This window comes from Mucilaginibacter sp. OK268 (assembly GCF_900103125.1).
In the GTDB taxonomy this organism is placed as follows: Bacteria; Bacteroidota; Bacteroidia; order Sphingobacteriales; family Sphingobacteriaceae; genus Mucilaginibacter.
Window position 1 is genome coordinate 115,222 of the sequence record NZ_FNJV01000005.1, and the last position, 21,417, is coordinate 136,638.

11 protein-coding genes are annotated in these 21,417 nt (G+C 40.5%); 10 read left to right on the top strand and 1 reads right to left on the bottom strand.

What is annotated here, in order from left to right; genetic code table 11:
- Window position 1 precedes the first annotated feature (1 nt).
- Window positions 2-709, top strand: a complete 708-nt coding sequence (aqpZ, locus tag BLR84_RS17050; RefSeq protein WP_076369376.1) for an aquaporin Z — start codon at window positions 2-4, stop codon at window positions 707-709.
- A gap of 378 nt (window positions 710-1,087) precedes the next feature.
- Entirely contained in the window at window positions 1,088-3,217 is a 2,130-nt protein-coding gene (locus tag BLR84_RS17055; protein WP_090470542.1) for a hybrid sensor histidine kinase/response regulator, read from the top strand.
- Between the two features lie 84 nt (window positions 3,218-3,301).
- On the opposite strand, the gene BLR84_RS30265 is transcribed toward BLR84_RS17055, so the two are convergent.
- Entirely contained in the window at window positions 3,302-4,927 is a 1,626-nt protein-coding gene (locus tag BLR84_RS30265) for an SGNH/GDSL hydrolase family protein (RefSeq protein WP_090470543.1), read from the bottom strand.
- A 210-nt stretch (window positions 4,928-5,137) separates the two neighbouring features.
- On the opposite strand from BLR84_RS30265, the gene BLR84_RS17065 reads away from it, so the two are divergent.
- The 8 genes from BLR84_RS17065 to BLR84_RS17100 all read left to right on the top strand — a co-directional run bounded on the left by BLR84_RS17065 (window position 5,138) and on the right by BLR84_RS17100 (window position 21,356).
- Window positions 5,138-8,155: a glycosyltransferase family 117 protein gene (locus BLR84_RS17065; RefSeq protein ID WP_090470545.1), complete on the top strand. Its 3,018-nt coding sequence runs from the start codon at window positions 5,138-5,140 to the stop codon at window positions 8,153-8,155.
- Window positions 8,156-8,275: 120 nt separating this feature from the next.
- Window positions 8,276-10,876, top strand: coding sequence for a DUF3857 domain-containing protein (locus tag BLR84_RS17070; RefSeq protein ID WP_090470546.1), 2,601 nt, complete (start codon window positions 8,276-8,278; stop codon window positions 10,874-10,876).
- 451 nt (window positions 10,877-11,327) lie between these two features.
- Window positions 11,328-12,563 carry a Pycsar system effector family protein gene (locus BLR84_RS17075; RefSeq protein WP_090470548.1) on the top strand — a complete coding sequence of 412 codons (1,236 nt, stop codon included), beginning with the start codon at window positions 11,328-11,330 and terminating at the stop codon, window positions 12,561-12,563.
- A 25-nt stretch (window positions 12,564-12,588) separates the two neighbouring features.
- The gene (gene ppk1, locus BLR84_RS17080; RefSeq protein WP_090470549.1) at window positions 12,589-14,634 is read left to right on the top strand and encodes a polyphosphate kinase 1; all 2,046 of its coding nucleotides are present in this window, start codon (window positions 12,589-12,591) and stop codon (window positions 14,632-14,634) included.
- On the top strand, window positions 14,621-15,514 hold the full coding sequence (locus tag BLR84_RS17085; RefSeq protein ID WP_090470551.1) for an SdiA-regulated domain-containing protein: 894 nt from the start codon (window positions 14,621-14,623) through the stop codon (window positions 15,512-15,514). The genes ppk1 and BLR84_RS17085 overlap by 14 nt, the downstream gene beginning before the upstream one ends.
- 4 nt (window positions 15,515-15,518) lie before the next feature.
- On the top strand, window positions 15,519-16,142 hold the full coding sequence (locus BLR84_RS17090; RefSeq protein WP_090470553.1) for a phosphatase PAP2 family protein: 624 nt from the start codon (window positions 15,519-15,521) through the stop codon (window positions 16,140-16,142).
- A 218-nt stretch (window positions 16,143-16,360) separates the two neighbouring features.
- On the top strand, window positions 16,361-18,715 hold the full coding sequence (locus BLR84_RS17095; protein WP_090470554.1) for a hypothetical protein: 2,355 nt from the start codon (window positions 16,361-16,363) through the stop codon (window positions 18,713-18,715).
- Between the two features lie 52 nt (window positions 18,716-18,767).
- Complete coding sequence (locus tag BLR84_RS17100; protein WP_090470556.1) at window positions 18,768-21,356, top strand: BamA/TamA family outer membrane protein; 2,589 nt, start codon at window positions 18,768-18,770, stop codon at window positions 21,354-21,356.
- Window positions 21,357-21,417 lie beyond the last annotated feature (61 nt).

A 21,417-nucleotide genomic window follows, 5' to 3' on the forward strand; every position in this document is an offset into this window, starting at 1 on the left:
AATGGAAACAAGCACTTTTTCAAAATTTTCGGCCGAGTTTTTCGGCACACTGGTATTGGTTTTGATGGGCTGTGGCAGCGCGGTAATTGCCGGTGCCAACGGCACAAGTGGTGTTGGTTTGTTGGGTATCTCTTTTGCTTTTGGTTTATCGGTTGTGGCAATGGCTTATGCTATTGGCCATATATCAGGTTGCCATATTAATCCGGCCATTTCTATAGGTATGGTTGTTGCCGGCCGTATGAAAGCAAATGAAGCAGTTATTTATATTATAGCCCAGGTATTGGGCGCTATTGCCGGTGCAGGCATCTTGTTGCTCATAGCATCCGGAAAAGACGGGTATAGTGTTGCGGCTAATGGTTTAGGGCAAAATGGTTATGATGCCTTTTCGCCCGGTCATTACAATTTGGTATCCGGCTTTATTGCCGAAACAGTTTTTACCTTCATCTTCCTGTTGGTGATTTTTGGTTCAACTTCTACTAAAAATATACATGGTGGTTTCGCGGGTCTGTCAATAGGATTAAGTCTGGTGCTTATCCATATAGTAGGTATTATGGTTACAGGTGTATCGGTAAATCCGGCACGTAGTATTGGCCCCGCATTACTGGTAGGTGGAGCAGCCATCAGCCAGTTATGGCTATTTATTGTGGCCCCAATATTAGGTGCCGTATTAAGCGCCGCAGTATGGCGTCTTTTATTAGAGAGAAAATAAAAGACAAAATACACAACCAGGTCGGCATGGTTATTCCTGTCTGATCTGGTTGTATCTAAAAGCTAACACAAAAACAAACTACTTTTACCGGCTGTTTTTAATAAGGATCAAGCCCTTATCCATTCTCCTGTTATTACCCCAATAACTAATTACCGGCAAAAATTGTTAAGTAATACTATATTCCCACCACATAGGACATCCTTTTTTAACCCGCTGAAATTTCGTTTATGATCTGTATTTTTATTTAATTGTTTATATTTTAAACTTATTCTTACATTGAGTTAAAAATATATCTCCCCGGGCTTTAATAAATGTTATTATTGCCCTTGATTTTGCCAGTTAAATATCGGCATGATACTTGTTTAGCTTACCGCCTTAATGAAATCTACATATACTCAAAAAATCTCGAGGACAATTATGCTGGCGTTTTTAGCATTGATTATTATCCTCGCTATAATCGCGCTTTTTGTACGTAATTCTATCTCCAATAAATTACAGGATCTTTCCAAACTAGCTCATGATGTTGAATATGATCAAGCAAGGCCGCAGCAGGCCCTATTGCTATTACATGAGGCCGAAGATGATTTCCAGGAATCGCTATTAAGTACCGGCGATGAAAAAAGTAAAGCTTATAAAGCTAAGCTGTCACAGGCATTTAACCTGATTGATACGCTACTGAAGGATCACGCCAATATGCCGGGCCTAACCGAAGAACAACATCAAAAAGTGCTGTATTGGCACGTTAAAAAATTAGAATTATCGGGTAAGCTATATGAGCTTAAACACAATTTTGATTCCCTGCTTACCGTTTATGCCGATTTTAATGAAGCTGCCGGTAAAAATCCAGTCAACATCAGCATGACAAACGGAACCCGGAAAAAGAATATTGAAAATAAAGCAGACACTATAAAGAAAGATATTTTAGGCAAAAAGAAAGGCCTCTTCGGGCGACTAAAAGATGCTATCGTTAATAAAAATGGCAACCCTTCCTCCAGTATTATTGTGGTTAACCATAGCCGGACAAACTTGTTGGTTGACTCGGCCACCCGCAAAGTGGCTTATCAGGAGAAAAAGAATTACAATCAGAAATTAAAACTACTACAGGATCGAAATGTCAAACTTCTGGCTACACAAAAAGACCTAACAACACTCAACATCCATATCCGCAATGAGCTGGAAAACATTATAAATGGTGTAAAGGATATCAATTACAATATCGCTAACGAGTTTAAAGGGATGACCTTTAAAAGCTACCAGGAAACCACCCGGCTAATAAATAATTTTTACCTGGCCGCGCTTTTCCTGGTACTGATATTTGCCGCATTACTCATTGTATTTATACTTAAACTTGGCGTATCTGAAACCCTGTTACGGCAGGAAAATCAACGGTCGGTAACTATTGCCCAGCAAAAAATGGATCTGTTGCAACACATGAGCCATGAAATACGCAACCCGCTTACAGCAATAAAGGGCTTTCTGTATATATTCAGTCAAACCAATCTGTCGCCACGGCAAGCAGATATGCTTGGCTCTATCAGGCTTTCGTCTGATATGTTGTTACGCACATTGAATGATACGCTTGATGCCGCCAAAATGGAGAATAGCGAGTTTAAGATCAACCGCGATCCTTTCAATGCCGATTTTGTATTAAAAGAGGTGATAGAAAGCATGGAATTTAGCGCCACTAAAAAGAAACTCAGCTTGGAATATCATTTTGAAGGCGATAAGAGCGCCCTGGTTTTAGGTGATAGTTTCAGACTTAAACAGGTGATGGTTAACTTGCTAAGCAACGCCATTAAATATACCAACACAGGCGGTGTTACTGTAAAAGCTTCCCTGGTATCAGTAAATAAGGAAAGCAGGCTGGTGGTTGATATTACCGATACGGGTGCCGGTATCAGTACGGAGCAGCAGGCCAATCTTTTTTCTAAGTACTATCAAACCAATTCAGCAAAAGGTCAAACCGGAACAGGGCTTGGGCTTTATATCTGCAAGCAACTGGTTCAACTGCAAAAAGGGCAGATCAGTGTAAAAAGTATCGTTAGTAAAGGGAGCACTTTTAGTTTTTATATACCTTACGAAGCCGGCAGCCATGCTATTGATAAGCAAAAAATAGATGATCCGTTATCATTACTAAACGGTATCAGTATCCTTGCTGTGGATGATAATGAGCTAAGTTTGATGTTCCTGAAAATGATGACCAGTAAGTGGAATATTAAATTTCACCAGGCCCATAACGGAGAGGCGGCATTAGATATCCTGACTAAAGAAACCATCACTGTTATATTAACAGATATCCAGATGCCTACCATGGATGGTCATGAACTTATCGCGGCTATCCGGCGATTAAAAGCCCCATTGAACGAAGTTCCTGTTATCGCGATCAGCGGTACCTCAAAACCATCAGATGCCGAAAAACTTTCGAAAAAAGGATTTTCGGGCTTTGTTACCAAACCATTTGCTGAGGCCGAATTGGTACGGCAGATCATCAGCGCGTTGAAATTATAAGTCTTAGTTTGTATCAAGTAGCTAGTATCAAGATTCTCGACTTGCTGGTGTTTTGTCGTGATACTTGATACTAACTACTTGATACTAAAAGTCGTGATATAAATTCCGGAAGCCGCTTTTTACACCAAAGGTAATCAGGGTTGTTTTGTTATCGCTTAGGGCATTCTTTTCCTGCCTGTAAAGACCACCGATTTCAATGCGGAGATTGGTTTTGGGATTTACCAGGAACGATACAGTACCCTCGCCATAATAAAGCTGTGTGCTGATACCCTGACCAATAACAGGGGTTGGATTTGGATTAACCGGATATGGTTTGGTCAGTAACTTTCCGTTATTGTCGATTGCGTTAGCATCAAGCCCGTATTTGCCATAATCAAGTTGACCCTGAAAATCAAAGCGGCCAACCGAGTAGTTGATGATACCCAAAAACTCCCTGAAATTAGCACCAAAAGGATGAGCAAGCGGGTCGCCGAAAAAGGTGTAATTATTAAGCGTTTGCGTGCTGGAGTAGGTGTATGGTTTTACGGTATTAAACTCAAAAAGATAATTTAAGCGATTAACCTTAAATATATCGGCTCCGCGTATACCCAATTGTACACCATTGGTATTATCCAGGTTATTGCCCGAAAAGAAGTTGCTGAATTTAAACCTATCAAGCAGTAATTGACCGTAAATGGCTGTTTTGTCAAATATTTTATACTTGCCTGTAAAGCCCATAAATACATTATCCTTAGGTGATGCAGATGATCCTAAGCCGCTGGAGAATACTAATGGATTGATAAAGTTCACATCAAAACCACGCCTGTTTCCCTGTGCATCGGCTTCCGGAGTGATCAGCGCGTTGAAGAAACCTAATGATACACGGTTGCTTACGTTCCAGTCTAAATAATGAAACATAGCCCATTTACGCCTGTTGCTTCCCAGTTGGTCAAACTTGGGTTCTTTGAGATCCTCCAGATACGCCCAGGCCATCATGTATTGCACTCTGCCCAAATTTGCAGTCACCCGTAGTAAGGGCATGTTCGCAGCATAGTCTGATAACAACAGTGATCTGTAGCCATCGCCTACAAACATTTTATCCTGGCCCAGGGTAATGTTCAACTGTTTTATAGGCGTATAAGACGCAATAGCTGTAACGTACGACCAATCCTGGGAATCTTGCTTCTGGCCGTTATAATGGCGGGCATAAGCCTGGCCGGGTATAAAAGCATTGGCGTTTACAACATCGTTATAGTAACCCGGAAACTTGGCCTGATCTTCAAATCCGCTGGTGTAAAACGAGAATTTGGTGCCTACCGTACCGCCAAACTGAAAGCCACGGGCATTTAAATAAGTTGATCGTTTACCGGAAAAATCTCTTCCAACCTGTAAATCTGCAATAACGTCTCCGTAAAAAGTATAATCTTTAGTCTGTACGTCAAACAGGTGCTCGTTAAACAGCTTACGGCTAAGCCATGTTTTGCGTTGGTCACTTACCCCTACATTCATAACAGAATCATAGGTGCCATTGATCAGGCTGTCAATTAAAAAAGGCCGTAAAGACGTGTGAAACGAACTTTTTGTACTATATATATCACCGTTGAATTTTTGATAAAGCAGATAAGACTGTGGTAAATAAACAGATTGCGCATTGCTTATCTGAACTGATAGGAGGAGTATCCCCGCTAACAAAAATAATTTTATAGACCGAACGAAGTAGAGTTTTTGCATCACAACAAAGTAAGCATTATTTATATTAACATGAAAATTGGATAAGCTTATTGCCTAAGGAAATAATACCCTTATTTGTTTTACAAAATAACAGATTAATGATTGTAAAAGTTAATTTATGTTAAATTTGGTGGCACGAAACTGTTTTTTTTTAATAAGCTATAAAAATCCTGATATTTGCCCGCGCTATAAAACCATACGATATATTAAATGCAATACAAAAAAATCAATAACCTTTTAGGCTGGCTTTGCTTTGTTATAGCTTCTGTTACCTACATTTTAACACTTGAGCCCTCCGTAAGTTTTTGGGATTGCGGCGAATTTATTTCATGTGCTTACCGTTTACAGGTAGCCCATCAACCCGGGTACCCTGTTTTTGCCATGTTGGGCAAATTGTTTTCGCTGTTATCATTCGGCGATAATACCAAAGTACCTTATTTTACAAACTTAGGCTCGGCTGTAGCCAGCGGGGCAACTATCATGTTTTTGTTTTGGACAATAACCGCCCTGGCCAAAAAGATGCTTTTAAATAAACGCGATGATGTGGTGGAGCAATCAAACCTCATCCTGATCATGGGAGCAGGCCTGGTTGGCGCATTGGCTTTTACCTATACCGATACCTTTTGGTTTTCGGCGGTTGAAACCATAGTATTTGCCTTATCATCCCTGTGTACCGCTATTGTGTTTTGGGCCATATTAAAATGGGATGCCCATGCCGATGAAAAAGGGGCCGATAAATGGCTGGTTTTTATTGCCTATGTTATAGGTTTATCTATCGGTATCCATTTGCTTAATTTGTTAACTATCCCGGCTATCGCCATGGTATACTTCTTTCGCAGGAGTAAAAATATTACCGTTAAAAACGGTATCCTGGCATTTTTAGCCGGCGTTGTTATCCTGGGGCTGGTACAATACGGCATCAGGGGATACACCATAAAGTTTGCTGCCTATTTTGATCTTTTCTTTGTCAACTCACTGGGAATGGGTTTTGGCAGCGGCGCGTTTTTCTTTATATTATTAATTGTTGTTGCGCTTGTAGGTGGTATTATATATAGTATCCGCGCTAAAAAGCCAACGCTTAACCTGGCTTTATTATGCGTTGCATTTATTTATTTTGGTTATGCTGCTTTTGCCTATATACCTATCAGGGCTACTGCAAATCCCGATCTGAATAACTCGCACCCCGATAACGCTTTTACACTTTACGGTTACCTGAACCGTATTCAATACGGCGAAACTCCTTTACTGAGCGGCCCGTACTACGATGCTACAGTTACCGACCAAAAAGAAGGCAGTATCATTTACCGTAAAGGAAAAACACAGTACGAAAATGCCGGTAAAAAGATCGAAACCGAATACAGTCATACCACGCCATTCCCGCGTATGTACAGTACCGAACCAAACGATGTTCAGTTTTACAAAGAGTGGTTGCGCATTCCTGATGGACAGACACCTGGTTTTGGCGATAACCTGAAATTTATGGCCACCTGGCAAATGTACCAGATGTATTGGCGCTATTTCCTTTGGAATTTTGTAGGCCGCACCAATGATGCTGACGGACAAACCAGTATGGTAGGTATCGATGGTAACTGGACTACGGGGCTTTTTGATAAAAACTTACCAAAATCAGTAACTAAAGGAACAACCTATACGCCGCTATATGCTCTTCCGCTCATCATTGGCCTAATAGGTGCCTTTTATCACCTTAACCGTAAAAAGAAGGATGCGCTTATCGTGTTATTGTTATTCTTCTTTACCGGGCTCGCTATTGTGTTATACGTTAATCAGCCATCTATACAGCCACGCGAACGTGATTATTCATACGTAGGCTCGTTTTACGCTTTTGCCATTTGGATAGGTCTGGGTGTTATTGCTATTGCCGAATTCGCACGTAAATACATCAATGCCAATACAGCTGCAATCGGTTCAACCGTGATCTGCTTATTGCTGGCTCCTGTATTGCTGGCCAGCAAAGAGTGGAAAAGCCATGACCGCTCCACTAAGTGGACCGCGCATGATATGGCTTATAACTACCTGATATCGTGCCCGCCTAATGCCATATTGTTTACCTATGGCGATAATGACACTTACTCTTTGTGGTATGATCAGGAAGTAGAAGGCATACGCCCAGATGTGCGCATTGTTAACCTGAGCTTGTTTACCGGTGATTGGTACATCCGCCAGATGCAAGGCAAAATGAATCAGTCGGAACCATTGCCTATCACCATGCCTTATGATAAATATAAGGAAGGGGTGAGGGATGTTATTTATTACAGCGACCGTAAAATAGCCGGACCTGTGGAAGTAAAAGAGATATTTGATTTTATTTCTTCAGATGACAGGGCCGCCCAGGTACAATATCAAAGTGGCGACTGGGGTAACTATTTACCAAGTAAGAACTTTAAAATCACCATTGATCCTGATGAGGTAATAAAAAATGGTGTGGTTACTGCTGATCAAAAAGACAAGATCACTAAAGTGATGGACTGGAAATTCACATCAAACTATGTTACTAAAGATAACCTGGCAATGCTGGACATTTTGGCCCACAACCATTGGAAAAGGCCAATTTGCTTTACCACCACCATTGGTAATGACAACCTGATTGGTTTGCAGCCCTATTTGTATAAAGAAGGCTTTACTTATCACCTGATCCCTTTTGAAAAAGATACCACCAAACGCGATCAGCTGGGTAAAACCAATACCATGGTGATGTACAACAACATCATGAACAAGTTTAAATTCGGGAACTTTAAAAATGCCCGTTACCTGGATCATGAGTCAACATCAATGTTCTACCCGGTAATGGCATCCACATTTATTGATCTGATCCAAAACCTGATGCAGGAAGGTCATAATGACCTGGCCTTGAAAGCACTGCATAAATACGACCAGGAAATGCCCGATATTACGCCATATATTGATGTGGCGGGTCGTAAATTATTCCTGGCTCAACTGGCATTTCAGCTTAATGATGTGGTTTTGGGTAAAAGGCTTACCACCAGCATTGATGATTATGTTATCGATCAGCTGGATTACAACTATCACCTGCTATCTGATAATTCCAGCAGCGTAAACATACGCGATGTGCAGATCAGTTTGCAATTGCTCAACGGCATAGCCGATTTTACAAAGGAAAATAAACAAACCGATATCAATAAAAAAGTATCAGCACAATTGAATGATTATATGAAAAAGTTTGCCCCTATCTTAGGCAGCGGACAATAGTATACTTTCAGCTATATCAAAAAGCCATCTCAGTTTTGTGGGATGGCTTTTTTTATACGCTCTATGATATTTTAAATAAATATCGAAAAGTCAGGTTCTTTCTTTATTTTCAATGCCTGTATGCCAAAGTTTTTTAAAATATACCTAACCTTAATTTTTTGCCCGCTGTTACTGTTGTTTAACAATCAATTAACTAAAGCGGGTACCCCGGTTGTGCATCAATCTCCTAAACCTTTATGGCTAAGCAGTTTTAAAACGTATAATCAAAAGCCATCGGCACGAACCATTGAAAGAGGCTTTTTTTACGCGCTCATTGAAGAACAGATCCAGGTAGAAAAACAGGCTGATTATCATCATGTGATCCGCGAGATCGTATCCGAAACTGGGATTCAAAACGCCTCGCAGATATCCATCAGCTTTGACCCGGCCTTTGAACGCCTGGATTTTCATGATATCACCGTTTGGCGCGATAATAAACCATTGAACCGCCTAAAGATACCTGCCTTTAAAGTATTGGCCGACGAAAAGAACCTGTCTGATTTTTTATACCAGGGCACTTTTTCGGCCTTACGCATATTGGATGATATCCGTAAAGGCGACCGGATCGAATATTCTTATACATTGACCGGTCGTAACCCTATTTTTAAGGGCAAGTATTGCGACAATATCTATTTTCAATGGTACACGCCTATAGCCCATCAGTATACGGCTATCATCACTTCGGCGCAAAGAAAACTCAATTTTAAATATTTTAATAACACACCAAAAGTAACGGTATCTGAAAACGGCGGACTTAAACAATATGCTTATGAAGCTTTTCAGGTACCTGCCGGTCTGGATGATAATAACCAGCCTGATTGGTACGATCCGCTGGGGCACGTGCAGGTCAGCGAATACAACAGTTGGGCCGAGGTGGTTGACTGGGCGTTGAGTATTAATCCTACCGCCATACATATCACAGGCGAATTGGCCGATCGTATAAAGCAGCTTAAAACCGAAGCCGGTGACGACAAGGAGAAATACTTCAGGGCGGCTGTAAGGACGGTGCAGGACGAGGTTCGATACATGGGTATTGAGATAGGGCAGTACTCGCATCGTGCCAATGATCCTCAAAAAGTATTCAAACAACGCTATGGCGATTGTAAAGATAAATCGCTGCTGCTGGTATCTATGCTAAATGCGGATGGGATCGACGCGCATATGGTTTTGATAAATGCCAGCCGTAATGAGCATATAGCCGATTATATACCCACCTATTATGCCTTTAATCATGCTGTGGTTACCGCTACCGTTAACGGCAAGCAAGTTTGGGTAGATGCTACTATTGATTACCAGGGCGGGGCAGGAACCGATATTTATTTCCCTGATTATGGGAGGGGGCTGGTATTAAAAGCCGGTAATAACTCCCTAACCACTATACCGCCATCAAAAACAGGTAAGATCACCGGTAAGGACATTTATACCATTAAAGATGAAAAGTCGCCGGTATTGCTCACCATTAAAACTATCTATACCGGCAACCATGCCGATAATCAGCGGGATAGGTTAGCATCCAACAGCATGGCCGAAACAGAAAAAAGTTACCTGGATTACTACGCAAAAATATATACCAAAATTGAACGGAAGGACTCTATAACTGTATTGGACAACATACAAAAGAACATCATTACAACTACAGAAACCTACCTGATCAGCAATTTCTTTAAAAAGGACTCAACAACCAACCGCTTAACCGCAGGTTTTTTCGCCTACAGCATATCAGATATGTTTCCAGGTATTACAGGTCAAACAAAAACGCCTGTATCATTAAGTTATCCATATAACCTGGAATACACACAGCAAGTGATATTACCGGGCGGTTGGGATATGACACCGGAAACCAATGCCATTAACCGCGATTATTACCATTTTTCTTCAAATTACAGTGCAGTAGGGGATAGCCTGTTTTTGCGATACAAGCTAACGTTCCTTAAGGATAATGTACCGCTTGATAAGCTCGCCGAGTTTAAAGATGATATTAAAAAACTTAATAACAGTGGCCTCAGTTATAGCTTCTCCTATCTTGGCGCGGGTTCTGAATCATCGGCAGCAGACGTTAATAACTTGATGATCATACTGGTTGGCATCCTCATAGCGGGACTTATTTTTGTGGGTATACGGATATATCAGCGTGAAACACCGGCCATTGTTTTTGCTCATGGTTCCGGTTTTCAGCCTATCGGCGGTTGGCTGGTATTGGTAGCGGTAATATTAGTTTTAACTGCATTGTTTTCTGCACTTGTACTGATCAGTAGTGATTACTTTAGCTCGATAACCTGGAATTTAGAATCATCGGGCAAGCAGGATAGTGGTTTTAAATTATTTATAGTAATGGAGGTAATCTGTTTTACATTATTGATGTGTTATTCAATTTATTGCCTGATTTTGCTTATAAATAAACGCGACATATTTCCACGATTAATCACCGCTTATTTTTTGTTTACAGTGGCATTTTTTTTAATCGACTTTATTTGCACGTTCATATTAAAACATAATAAGTTTGTAGAACCTCATCCTTATGCGCTTATTTATTCAATAATAATGGCAGTCTTATGGATACCTTATTTTAAAAGATCAGAACGGGTAGAAGATACATTCATTGTACCTTATCCGCCATACAATTATAGCTATGAAGGGCCAGAAACACCGGCCGAAAAACAACAGTCGCATCAGGAAGGGTAGGTTCCGTTCCCGTGATAAATCTTCACCATAAATCTTCCGCAGGTTGACTAAAGTGATTTTTATAGCGGTTATGTATTCTTCGCAGTATTGTGTATATTTGTATAAGCAACGGCCTTGTTTTCTATATGAATAGAAAACAAGGCCGTTCTGTTAAGAGATAAAATAGTACAAAAATAGGTGGTTTTGTACTTATGTATTTGATTATCAATATTTTAATACTTTTTAAAGTTTCAAAAACTGCTCAAAACCATGTTAAAATTTGTTAAAATCGATGGTTTTGAGTGAATTTTCGGACGTTTTTACCCCGTTTTCGAGCAGAAAAGTGTTAAAATTAGAGGTTTAAAAAGTTTTCAGACCACTACATTAAATAATATCCAACGAACATTTAACAGCCTGCTGGAAATATTAATTTTTAAAATAAATTTGATTACTTTAACCATAAAAAGCTATCATGAAATTTCAACAGTTGTTAGAAGAGGTAAAACATTATGTCATATCATATTTTGATGTGCATGATGATCCCGAACTTGCATACCATAACCTTAAACATACCAAAGACGTAGTTGCCGCCGCTACACAGATCGCCAACCACTATCAATTATCTGACGAGGATTTTTTTATAGTACTATCAGCAGCATGGTTTCATGACACCGGCTACTTTGTTGATAAAAGCAATCATGAGGTAAAAAGCACGGAGAATGCAACTCATTTCCTGAAACAACAAAAGGTAGATAACGCGGTAATTGATAAGGTAAACGCCTGCATTATGGCTACCGAAATGCCTCAGAAACCAACCAATCAGCTGGAAGAAATTTTGTGTGATGCCGATCTGTTTCACCTGGGTACGGATGATTTCAGGGAAAAAAGCAAGCTGATGCGTAAAGAGCTGGAGGCTTGCAGACACGTGGAAATTGATAAGGAAACCTGGCGGGCGGGTAATATTGCGCTACTAGAATCGCACCATTACTTTACTGATTACTGTCAGCTGCTACTAAATGACCAGAAGCAAAAGAACCTGGAAAAGCTAAAGGAAAAACAAACCGACGTGGAAGAAAAAGCCGAAAAAAAGGAAAAAGCTGAAGCTGGAAAAGTGACGGAAACAGACCATGTGGAAGCTGCTCTTGCTAAAGAGGAGGATCATCACGAAAAGAAGCATAAAAGTGATAAGCCAGAAAGGGGTATCGAAACTATGTTTCGTATAAGTTCAGCAAACCACCAGCGCCTGAGCGATATGGCCGACAATAAGGCCCATATCATGATCACGGTGAATTCCATCATCTTATCCGCCATTATCAGTTTGGTATTGCGCAAGCTTGATGAGCATTCCAACCTGCTGATACCCACATTTATGCTGCTTACGGTAAGTTTAACCACCATGATATTCTCTATCCTGTCAACACGGCCGTCAATTCCACCGGGTATTTTTTCACCCGAGGATATCGAGAAGAAGACGGTGAATCTACTCTTCTTTGGTAATTTTTATCGCATGTCGCTGAATGATTATAGCGATGGCATGGTGAAAATGATGGATGATAAAGATTTTTTATATGGCAGCCTTATTCGTGATAACTATTCTCAAGGTGTTGTGTTGGGTAAAAAATACAGATTATTACGGGTTTCCTATAATGTATTCATGTTCGGCCTTATTATTTCGGTATTGGCCTTCCTGATCTCATCACTGATATAATCTGCTAAACAAAACATCTGCTTTTATGGATCATTACTCATTTTTTGACAGGGACCTGAGTTGGCTGCTATTTAACGAGCGTATTTTGCTGGAGGCCGAAAAGGAAGATCTGCCTGTAATGGAAAGGGTGAATTTTCTTTCGATATTTTCTTCTAACCTTGATGAATTTTACCGGGTAAGGATGCCCGTTATACTGGCAGTTAACAAGCTGGCCAAAGGTGCTGCACACGAAAAAGAAGACGTTTTACTGGAGGCCCAAAAGCTTATTGAACGGCAGCAACGGAAATTTGGCAAGGTATTTACCAGCAGGTTGATACCTTTGTTAAAACAAAATAAGGTAAACCTGCTGTTTAATGAATCCCTTCCGGAAGCCATTCGGGATAAGGTGGCCGATTACTTTTTTAGCCAGGTGATGGCTTTTCTACAGCCCATTGATCTTTCCGAGACCGGAAAAAAGTTCTTTCCGGAAAACAATCGCCTGTATTTCTTAATCATCCTTGACGTAAAAGGTGAAAAGGAAAAAACCGTACTGCTTAATATACCCTCCAATCAGTTGCCCCGTTTTTACAGCGTATCGGCAAATGACCAACAGTATATTATATTTTTGGATGATATTATCAGGTATAATTTGGATAGGCTGTTCGCCAGCGAAACCGTAAGCGGATGTTATAGCTTTAAAATAACCCGTGATGCCGAGCTCGACCTGAAGGACGAGTATCATGGCGACCTGTCTGAGCAGATCGAAAAACAATTGCTTAAAAGAGATATGGGGATGGCCACCCGGTTTTTACACCAACCAGGTATCCCGCTACGTACACTGCACTCTATAACCGAAAAGCTGGGCCTGCAGGGCTCAAGCGTGGTAGAAGGGGGGGCGTATCATAACCTGAAAGATCTGATGGGACTGCCTGTTAGTTTGCCTGCTTTACGTTATACCCGCTGGCCCCCAATTGTTAATACGGGTATGATCGATAAGGAATCGTTGTTTGATCATATTTCAGACCATGACCATATCTTTCATGCGCCTTATCAATCGTACAATAGCATACTGCGATTTTTTAACGAAGCAGCTATTGATAAGGACGTACAGGAAATATCCGTTACCCTATACCGGGTAGCCAGCGACTCCCGCATTGTAAATGCCCTTATCAGCGCGGCTTGCAATGGCAAAAAGGTGAGGGTAATGGTGGAGCTTAAAGCCAGATTTGACGAAGCCAACAACATCAAATGGGCCAAAAAGATGAAGGCCGCCGGTGTCGAGATCATTTATAGCGATAAGGCCTTAAAGGTACATGCTAAAATTGCTTTGGTAAAAAGATTGGTGAATGGCCGGGTTAAATACGCCGGTTTACTGGCCACGGGTAACTTTAATGAAAGTACCGCGGCTTTTTATACCGATCATATTTTAATGACAGCCAACCCGACTCTATTACGTGAAATGGAGCTGTTGTTCATGTTCCTGGGTAAAAAAGCAAAAACATCCGAAGGCTATCCTATAGATTTTAAACATCTGCTGGTTGCCCAGTTTAATTTACGGCAACGTTTCCTTGAGCTGATTGACCGCGAAATAGATCATGTGAAAAAAGGCTTGCAGGGTGCTATCACTATCAAGCTAAATAACCTGGAAGAGCGTATATTGATCTCCAAATTATACGAAGCATCGCAGGCTGGAGTAAAAATATCACTTATTGTACGCAGTATTTGCTGTATTATACCGGGCGTTAAAGGAATGAGTGAGAACATCACTGTACGCCGTATAGTTGATCGTTACCTGGAACACGGAAGGATATTTATTTTTCACAATAATAATGAACCCGAGGTTTTTCTGGGCTCGGCCGATTGGATGAATCGTAATATTTACCGGCGTATTGAGGTATGTTTCCCGGTTTATGACCCAGGTATCAGGGCCGAGATCATGCAGATTATCGATTTGCAGTTAAATGATAATGTACAGGCTGTAATGCTCAATCAGGAACTGCAAAACATTAGCATTGAAAAACACGAACCCCTGGTACATTCACAACGGGGTATATATGAACTTTTACAGCACAAAATTGATGAGAAAGTTTAAAAACGATAAAATGAAGGGAAAGATTGCTGCCTTGATCATGATTGCGTTTGCCGGTACCACGGTACTTTTAGGCATATCCTGCACCGCTAAACCAGAGGCTATTGTAAATCCTAAGGGTTACAATCTGAATAAACCGGTAAAATATAATATGCACATCAATTTAACGGAGATATCAGGCATTGCTTTCAGGCATGGTAAAAGTGATTCTTTGTATGCGGAGGAGGATGAAAATGGTAATGTATATTATTTAAAATTGGGCGATAAAAAGGTGAATGAAAGTCGTTTCGCCAAATCGGGTGATTATGAAGATATCGCGATCTGTAATAATTACATGATCGTATTACGCAGCGATGGCACCCTTTTTACCTTTCCGTTTAACCAGATAAGAAATAAAGAGATCCCCGGTGTTAAAAAAGTAAAGGATGTGATACCAACCGGAGAATACGAAGGCATGTACGCCGATGAAAAAACAAATAGTTTATACATACTCTGCAAAAATTGTGATGACGATAAGAGCAAGGTGAGCAGTGGGTATATTTTAAAATTGCAAAGCGATGGTACGGTTAAACCTGCCGGTGGTTTTAGTATAAATGTTAAAGAAATAGAACAGCAACTGACCGGTAAAAAGAAGGGTGCGTTTCGCCCATCGGCTTTGGCCAAAAACTTAAATACTAATGAATGGTATGTTCTTTCATCGGTTAATAAAGTGCTGGTGATTACCGATGCTTCCTGGAAGGTTAAAAATGTTTACCCCCTGAACCCGAAACAATTTAACCAGCCCGAAGGTATCGCGTTTGATGATCATAGCAATCTTTACATTTCAAACGAAGGTGATCTGGTAAGCGCAGGTAACGTATTAAAATTTAACTATACAAAGTAATTTAATGATAAAAAGCAAAAGGTTTTTCCTGTTTTTAATATGGCTCCTTGTCTTTATAAATCCCGGACGTAGCTTAGCACAAAATCTAGATGTTAATATTTTAAAAAGTATTAACCCAAGATATCCAACTTCGCAATATTGGCGCGGTACCAGTAATTCTGCATATTATGTGGCAGGTGCTGCTTCATTTGGTACCTTAATTTATGGCCTGGCAAGTAATAATGCTACTGTGAAACATAATGCCGTTGAAACTATGATCAGTTTGGGAGCAAATATCTTGGTTACTGATCTGATTAAAATATCAGTTAACCGTACCCGTCCGGCTGATCGATATCCTGATGAGATATTTGTGAATACCCCAACGCATAACCAGTCTTTCCCATCAGGACATACCAGTTTGGCTTTCGCTACGGCAACAACATTGTCCATGCAGTACAAAAAATGGTATGTCACCGTACCAGCTTACGTATGGGCATCTTCTGTAGCCTATTCCAGGATGTATTTAGGCAAACATTATCCTACAGACGTGCTGGCTGGAGCGGCGGTGGGCATTGGTACAGCCTATGCGGGGCATTGGTTTAACCAAAAGCTGTTTAAACAGTATCAGAAACCCAAGAAATATGACTAAATTAATACTATGAGTTTGATACTAAACACAATACCTATTGTTTAATTACAAATCTGTTACTTACAAAAGCCATTGATAGTTATACCTTTGATAAGGCAAAGGTATTTATAGACGTAGTAACAAATCGGCGATAATAAAGAATAACCGGCCAATCTGGGAAAGGTAATACCCGTACCTTTCAATAATATGAGATTTTAACAGGGTAATTTTATATAATAATGCACACAGAGATTTTAAATATAAATAAAGATGACTGTTTTTTATGTCAGGTAGATACCTGCCTGTCATTTAATCCGTTCGTGGAGCATTTAAAGGAACGCATAAAAACCGAAAAAACACTTAAAAGTGAATTTTACAGGTATGTATTAAATAAATTTGAAAAAGATACTTGTATTGATCTGGATATGCATCCCGAAGATGCTGAAAAGTACCGGGAAATGCTCGAATTGATCTACAGCATACTTACACCACCTATTTTAAATGAACAAGAGTTTTTTTGGGCCCTGAGTACACCCGTACCAGAAAAAATATTCTTTAGTACCGACGCTTTTTTTGATTTCCATTCCAGCAACCAATCCAGCTTGCACGCCGTAAATATGAGCCAGGGCGATTTGTTTAGCCAGCGCCAAAAACGGTTTATATATAACCTGATACTGGAGCGCTTATACGGTTTTACAGCGGTAGCAAAAAATGAAATGCTGTTTACCAATGCCGATCCTGAAACAGGGCTTTCAAGGTATTATAACATCCAGACCAACACGCAGTTTGTTAATATAAAATTGGTTGGCGACTTACCTGAGATCAATTTTGATACCATTGAACCCTATATTAACAATTATGAGGGGATAGATATTTTAGAAGATATATTACCGCTTTCCAATTTTAAGTTTGAAGGTTTTACGGTGATAACTCTAACAGATATAACACTGCCTCACGCTATAGAAAACATCCGTAATGAGCTGGTTAACCACTCCAATAAGGAAGCCGATCAGTACGATCAGATCATCGATTCATTAAAAACGCTTTCTGAAAATCCGGCTATTGAATTTGGCTTATTGCCCTTTTTAACGGTCAATAATAAATTGATATTCGATACCAACGAATGCTCGCAAAGCGTACTGATCTCATCTGCAAAGGAGTTTAGCTTGGCCGAAGAAACATTTTATGCCATTACCGACGATTACAAACTGAACCCGAAACCCGTATTTTTCAGATCACTCACCGACGAAAAGATATCAAAGCATCCCTTCCTAAATGTTTTAAAACAGGCCGGTATTAAATCGTATGGTATCTTCCCGGTTTATTACAACAAAAAGATGGCGGGTATCATGGAAGTGTATTCTTACCAGGAGATCGTGTTTTATGAAAAGTTGTTGTCGAAATTACAGACTGCTATTCCATTAGTGGCTCAGTTGCTGCAAAACAGCATAGATCAATTTACCTTTCGTATAGAAACCATTATCAAAGATAAATTTACCTCCCTGCAACCATCGGTTCAATGGAAATTTAATGAGGTAGCCTGGAATTATCTGCGGAAAAGCAACCGGAAAAAGAAAAATCAGGAAATAGAAACCGTAGTTTTTGATAATGTATACCCTTTATTTGGCGCTGTTGATATCCGCAACTCTACTATCGAACGTAATAGTGCTTTACAGGAGGATCTAAAGGCCCTGCTGACCATTATTATGGAAACGCTGACCATATTAAAAAAGCATATCCATCTTACGCTTACCGACAGGCTCATATTTAAATGTGAAGAGTGGCTGGAAAAAGTAAATGGCTTTATCACTACCAATGACGAATTGATGCTCGACGGGTTTCTACACGATGAGGTTAGCCCTTTTCTTGATCATTTCCGGAAGAATTACCCCAATGAAAAAGAAGTGATCGACCGCTACTTTGATTCCCTTGGTGAGGAAAACGGAGTTTCGTTTACCAACAGGCGTAACTTGGAGGCTTCCATGCAACTCATCAATACCTCTATCAATCACTACCTCGAACAGGTGCAGGAAGAAGTACAGGGATCATACCCATGTTATTTTGAAAAATTCCGTACAGATGGGGTGGAATACGATATTTATATTGGGCAGTCCATAGCCCCAGAAAAGATGTTTGATGTATTGTATTTAAAAAACATCCGTTTGTGGCAGCTTAAATCAATGGCCGAAATTGCCAGGCTTACACATGGATTAACCGAACAACTTTCGAGACCTTTACTAACCACACAACTGATATTTATACACTCAAACCCAATAGATATCAGTTTCAGAAATGACGAAAGGCGTTTTGATGTGGAAGGTGCTTACAATATCCGATACGAGGTAGTCAAAAAACGTATTGACAAAGTTTTAATAGCCGGAACTATTGAACGTTTAACCCAGCCCGGTAAAATAGCCATGGTTTATTTTAACCAGACAGAAGCAGCCGAATATCTGGAATATATAAAATATCTGCAGGAAGAAGACATATTGCTGAATGATCTGGAACAGCTTGAATTAGAAGAATTACAGGGTGTTACCGGTTTAAAAGCGCTTAGGGTTGGTGTTAATTACGAAATAGCTTTAGAAAAATAAAACTATTTTGTAATATGCAGTGGTTCTACTATTGCTAAACAAAAACCATATCATGCGGGTTGCTAAAAACGTGTTTAAATTATTATTCCTGTTTTTAACGGGAGTTTTTCTGTTAAGCTCGCAATGCTTAAAAGCACAGGTTAAAGGCGATAGCATAAAATTGGCTATTGAGCCTGCCTATAATGATGTAAGCAAAACGCACAGGTTTTTCCTTGGCGAAAGTTACCGTAAGCTTTGGGCTGCACCGGTTAAGTTACCCATATTTCATATCGCTTCAGAAAAAGGCGGCTTAAAAATTCTGCAAAAAGGCGGGGGACAGCAAACCAAATCATTGCGTCTCCAGGATTCTACCGGTCAACAATGGGTTTTGCGTACCATTCAAAAATACCCAGAAAAGGGTTTGCCGGTTGATCTAAGGCCTACTGTTGCCAAGGATATATTGCAGGATCAGGTATCAGCAGCGCATCCGTTTTCGGCGCTTACGGTGCCGCCGCTGGCACAGGCATTGGGTGTGCCGCATTCCAACCCCAAAATAGTTTACGTGCCTGACGATCCTGCATTGGGCGATTACCGGAAGGATTTTGCTAACCAGGTTTTTTTATTTGAGGAGCGCGAACCTCTTGATGCCGATAAAACAGATAATACTGCAAAAGTACAGCGAAAACTACAGGAGGACAACGATAACCGGGTTAATGAAAAGACTGTTTTAAGGGCACGCCTGCTGGATATGCTCCTGGGCGACTGGGATAGGCATGAGGATCAATGGCGCTGGGAAAAAATAGACGGCAAGCACGAAACCATTTATGAGCCCGTACCCCGTGACCGCGACCAGGTATATTACAAAACATCGGGGGTATTACCCTGGATAGTGGCCCATCAGTGGTTAAAATCAAAATTTCAGGGTTATAGCAACGAGATCAGAGATATCAATGGCTGGAACTTTAATGCCCGCTATTTTGACCGCTACTTTTTAAACCAGTTGAGCGAGGATGACTGGAAAGAGCAGATCAGCTATGTAAAATCCAAATTGACAGATGAACTGATCAACAAGGCTATGAAATTGATGCCCGATACCATTTACCAGCTTTCGGGTAAAGAAATAGCTAATAAAATGATAGCCCGCAGAAATGGACTGGCCAAACAAGCCCTGGAGTATTACCGCTTTATATCGCGTGAAGTAGAGATTCCGGCAAGTGATAAAACAGATCAATTCACTGTTCATAATGAATCGAATGGCGATTTAACTGTTACAGTTAACAAGATCAAAAAAGATGGCAGTATTGATAAGATAACCTATCACCGCACATTTATACCCACAGTAACCAAAGAAGTAAGGCTTTACGGTTTTGCTGGGGATGACGTTTTTTCAGTTACAGGTAGCCAGCCTTCACCCATCAAAGTACGCATGGTTGGTGGGGACGGAATGGATAGTTTTGCGGTGAACGATAGTTTGCACAATAAACGTAACCTATACATCTACGACCGCTCCGATCAGCAGAATAAATTGCCACCAACATCGCAGGCGAAAAATAAAACATCCACGGATACTACTGTAAACAGTTATGATAAAACCAGCTATAAATTCGACCGGTTTGAACCTATTATTTTAGCCAATTACAGTAATGATATCGGGATATTACTTATAGGTGGTTTTTCTTATGAGAAACACGGTTTCCGCAAAGAACCTTATTCTTTCAGGGAAGAATTTTTAACCAACTACTCGCTCGAGCGGAAGTCGTTATTGTTCACTTATGTGGCGGAGTGGAAAAAGCTGATCGGTAACAATGATTTTGGTATTAACATACTGTCAAGAGGGCCAAATAACCTCAGTAACTTCTTCGGTATTGGAAACAATACCGTTTTTGAAAATAAGGGCGATCATAAAATCTCCTATTATCGTAACCGGTATGATTATATTACAGGTGATGTTTCGTTGCATCATACCTATGGTAACTGGCGTATAAGCGCCGGTTTAGCCGGGCAGTTTTATAATAGCCAGGCATCAAACAACACCGAGCGTTTTTTGAATGATTATAACCAGGCATATTCCAATGAAAAAGTGTTTGGCACCAAGGTTTATGGTGGGGTAACCGCCAATGCCCGGCTGGATACCCGTAACAGGCTGATTATACCCACACAAGGGGTTTTGTGGAATACAACCGTCAGTGGATTCTCCGGTGGAGGCTCAGGCAGCCATAATACCTATGGACAGATATTGTCGGAGTTTAGTTTCTATTTAAACCCCGACAGGGATTCTGTTTTGGTAATAGCTAACCGTACCGGCCTGGGTACTACGGTAGGCGATGCAGCCTATTTTCAACTGATGAAGCTGGGCGGAGCGCAAAATTTCAGAGGCTTTCATACCAACAGATTCACGGGCAAAACTATTGCTTACAATAACCTGGAACTGCGGTTGAAAGTGCTTGACTTTAGTTCATACCTGCTGCCGGGATCACTGGGTATTATTGGTTTCAATGATGTAGGGAGGGTTTGGCAACCAGGCGAATCATCTGATCAATGGCATGATGGCTACGGAGGCGGCATCTACTTGATACCGGCACAACTGGTTTTAATTGAGGGTGTAGTTGGTTTTTCTAAAGAGGGGGCTTTGCCTTATATATCGATAGGGTTTAGGTTTTAAGAAGAGCATTGTATAGTATAATAACTGAATTAAAATAAAATGCGTCATTGCGAGGTACGAA

What these genes read in the sequence shown, in the direction of transcription:
- ppk1 (WP_090470549.1), top strand. Translation starts at nt 12,589, where the DNA reads ATGGATCATTACTCATTTTTTGACAGGGACCTGAGTTGGCTGCTATTT.
- BLR84_RS17055 (WP_090470542.1), top strand. Translation starts at nt 1,088, where the DNA reads ATGAAATCTACATATACTCAAAAAATCTCGAGGACAATTATGCTGGCG.
- BLR84_RS17065 (WP_090470545.1), top strand. Translation starts at nt 5,138, where the DNA reads ATGCAATACAAAAAAATCAATAACCTTTTAGGCTGGCTTTGCTTTGTT.
- BLR84_RS30265 (WP_090470543.1), bottom strand. Translation starts at nt 4,927, where the DNA reads ATGCAAAAACTCTACTTCGTTCGGTCTATAAAATTATTTTTGTTAGCG.
- BLR84_RS17075 (WP_090470548.1), top strand. Translation starts at nt 11,328, where the DNA reads ATGAAATTTCAACAGTTGTTAGAAGAGGTAAAACATTATGTCATATCA.
- aqpZ (WP_076369376.1), top strand. Translation starts at nt 2, where the DNA reads ATGGAAACAAGCACTTTTTCAAAATTTTCGGCCGAGTTTTTCGGCACA.
- BLR84_RS17095 (WP_090470554.1), top strand. Translation starts at nt 16,361, where the DNA reads ATGCACACAGAGATTTTAAATATAAATAAAGATGACTGTTTTTTATGT.
- BLR84_RS17100 (WP_090470556.1), top strand. Translation starts at nt 18,768, where the DNA reads ATGCGGGTTGCTAAAAACGTGTTTAAATTATTATTCCTGTTTTTAACG.
- BLR84_RS17070 (WP_090470546.1), top strand. Translation starts at nt 8,276, where the DNA reads ATGCCAAAGTTTTTTAAAATATACCTAACCTTAATTTTTTGCCCGCTG.
- BLR84_RS17085 (WP_090470551.1), top strand. Translation starts at nt 14,621, where the DNA reads ATGAGAAAGTTTAAAAACGATAAAATGAAGGGAAAGATTGCTGCCTTG.
- BLR84_RS17090 (WP_090470553.1), top strand. Translation starts at nt 15,519, where the DNA reads ATGATAAAAAGCAAAAGGTTTTTCCTGTTTTTAATATGGCTCCTTGTC.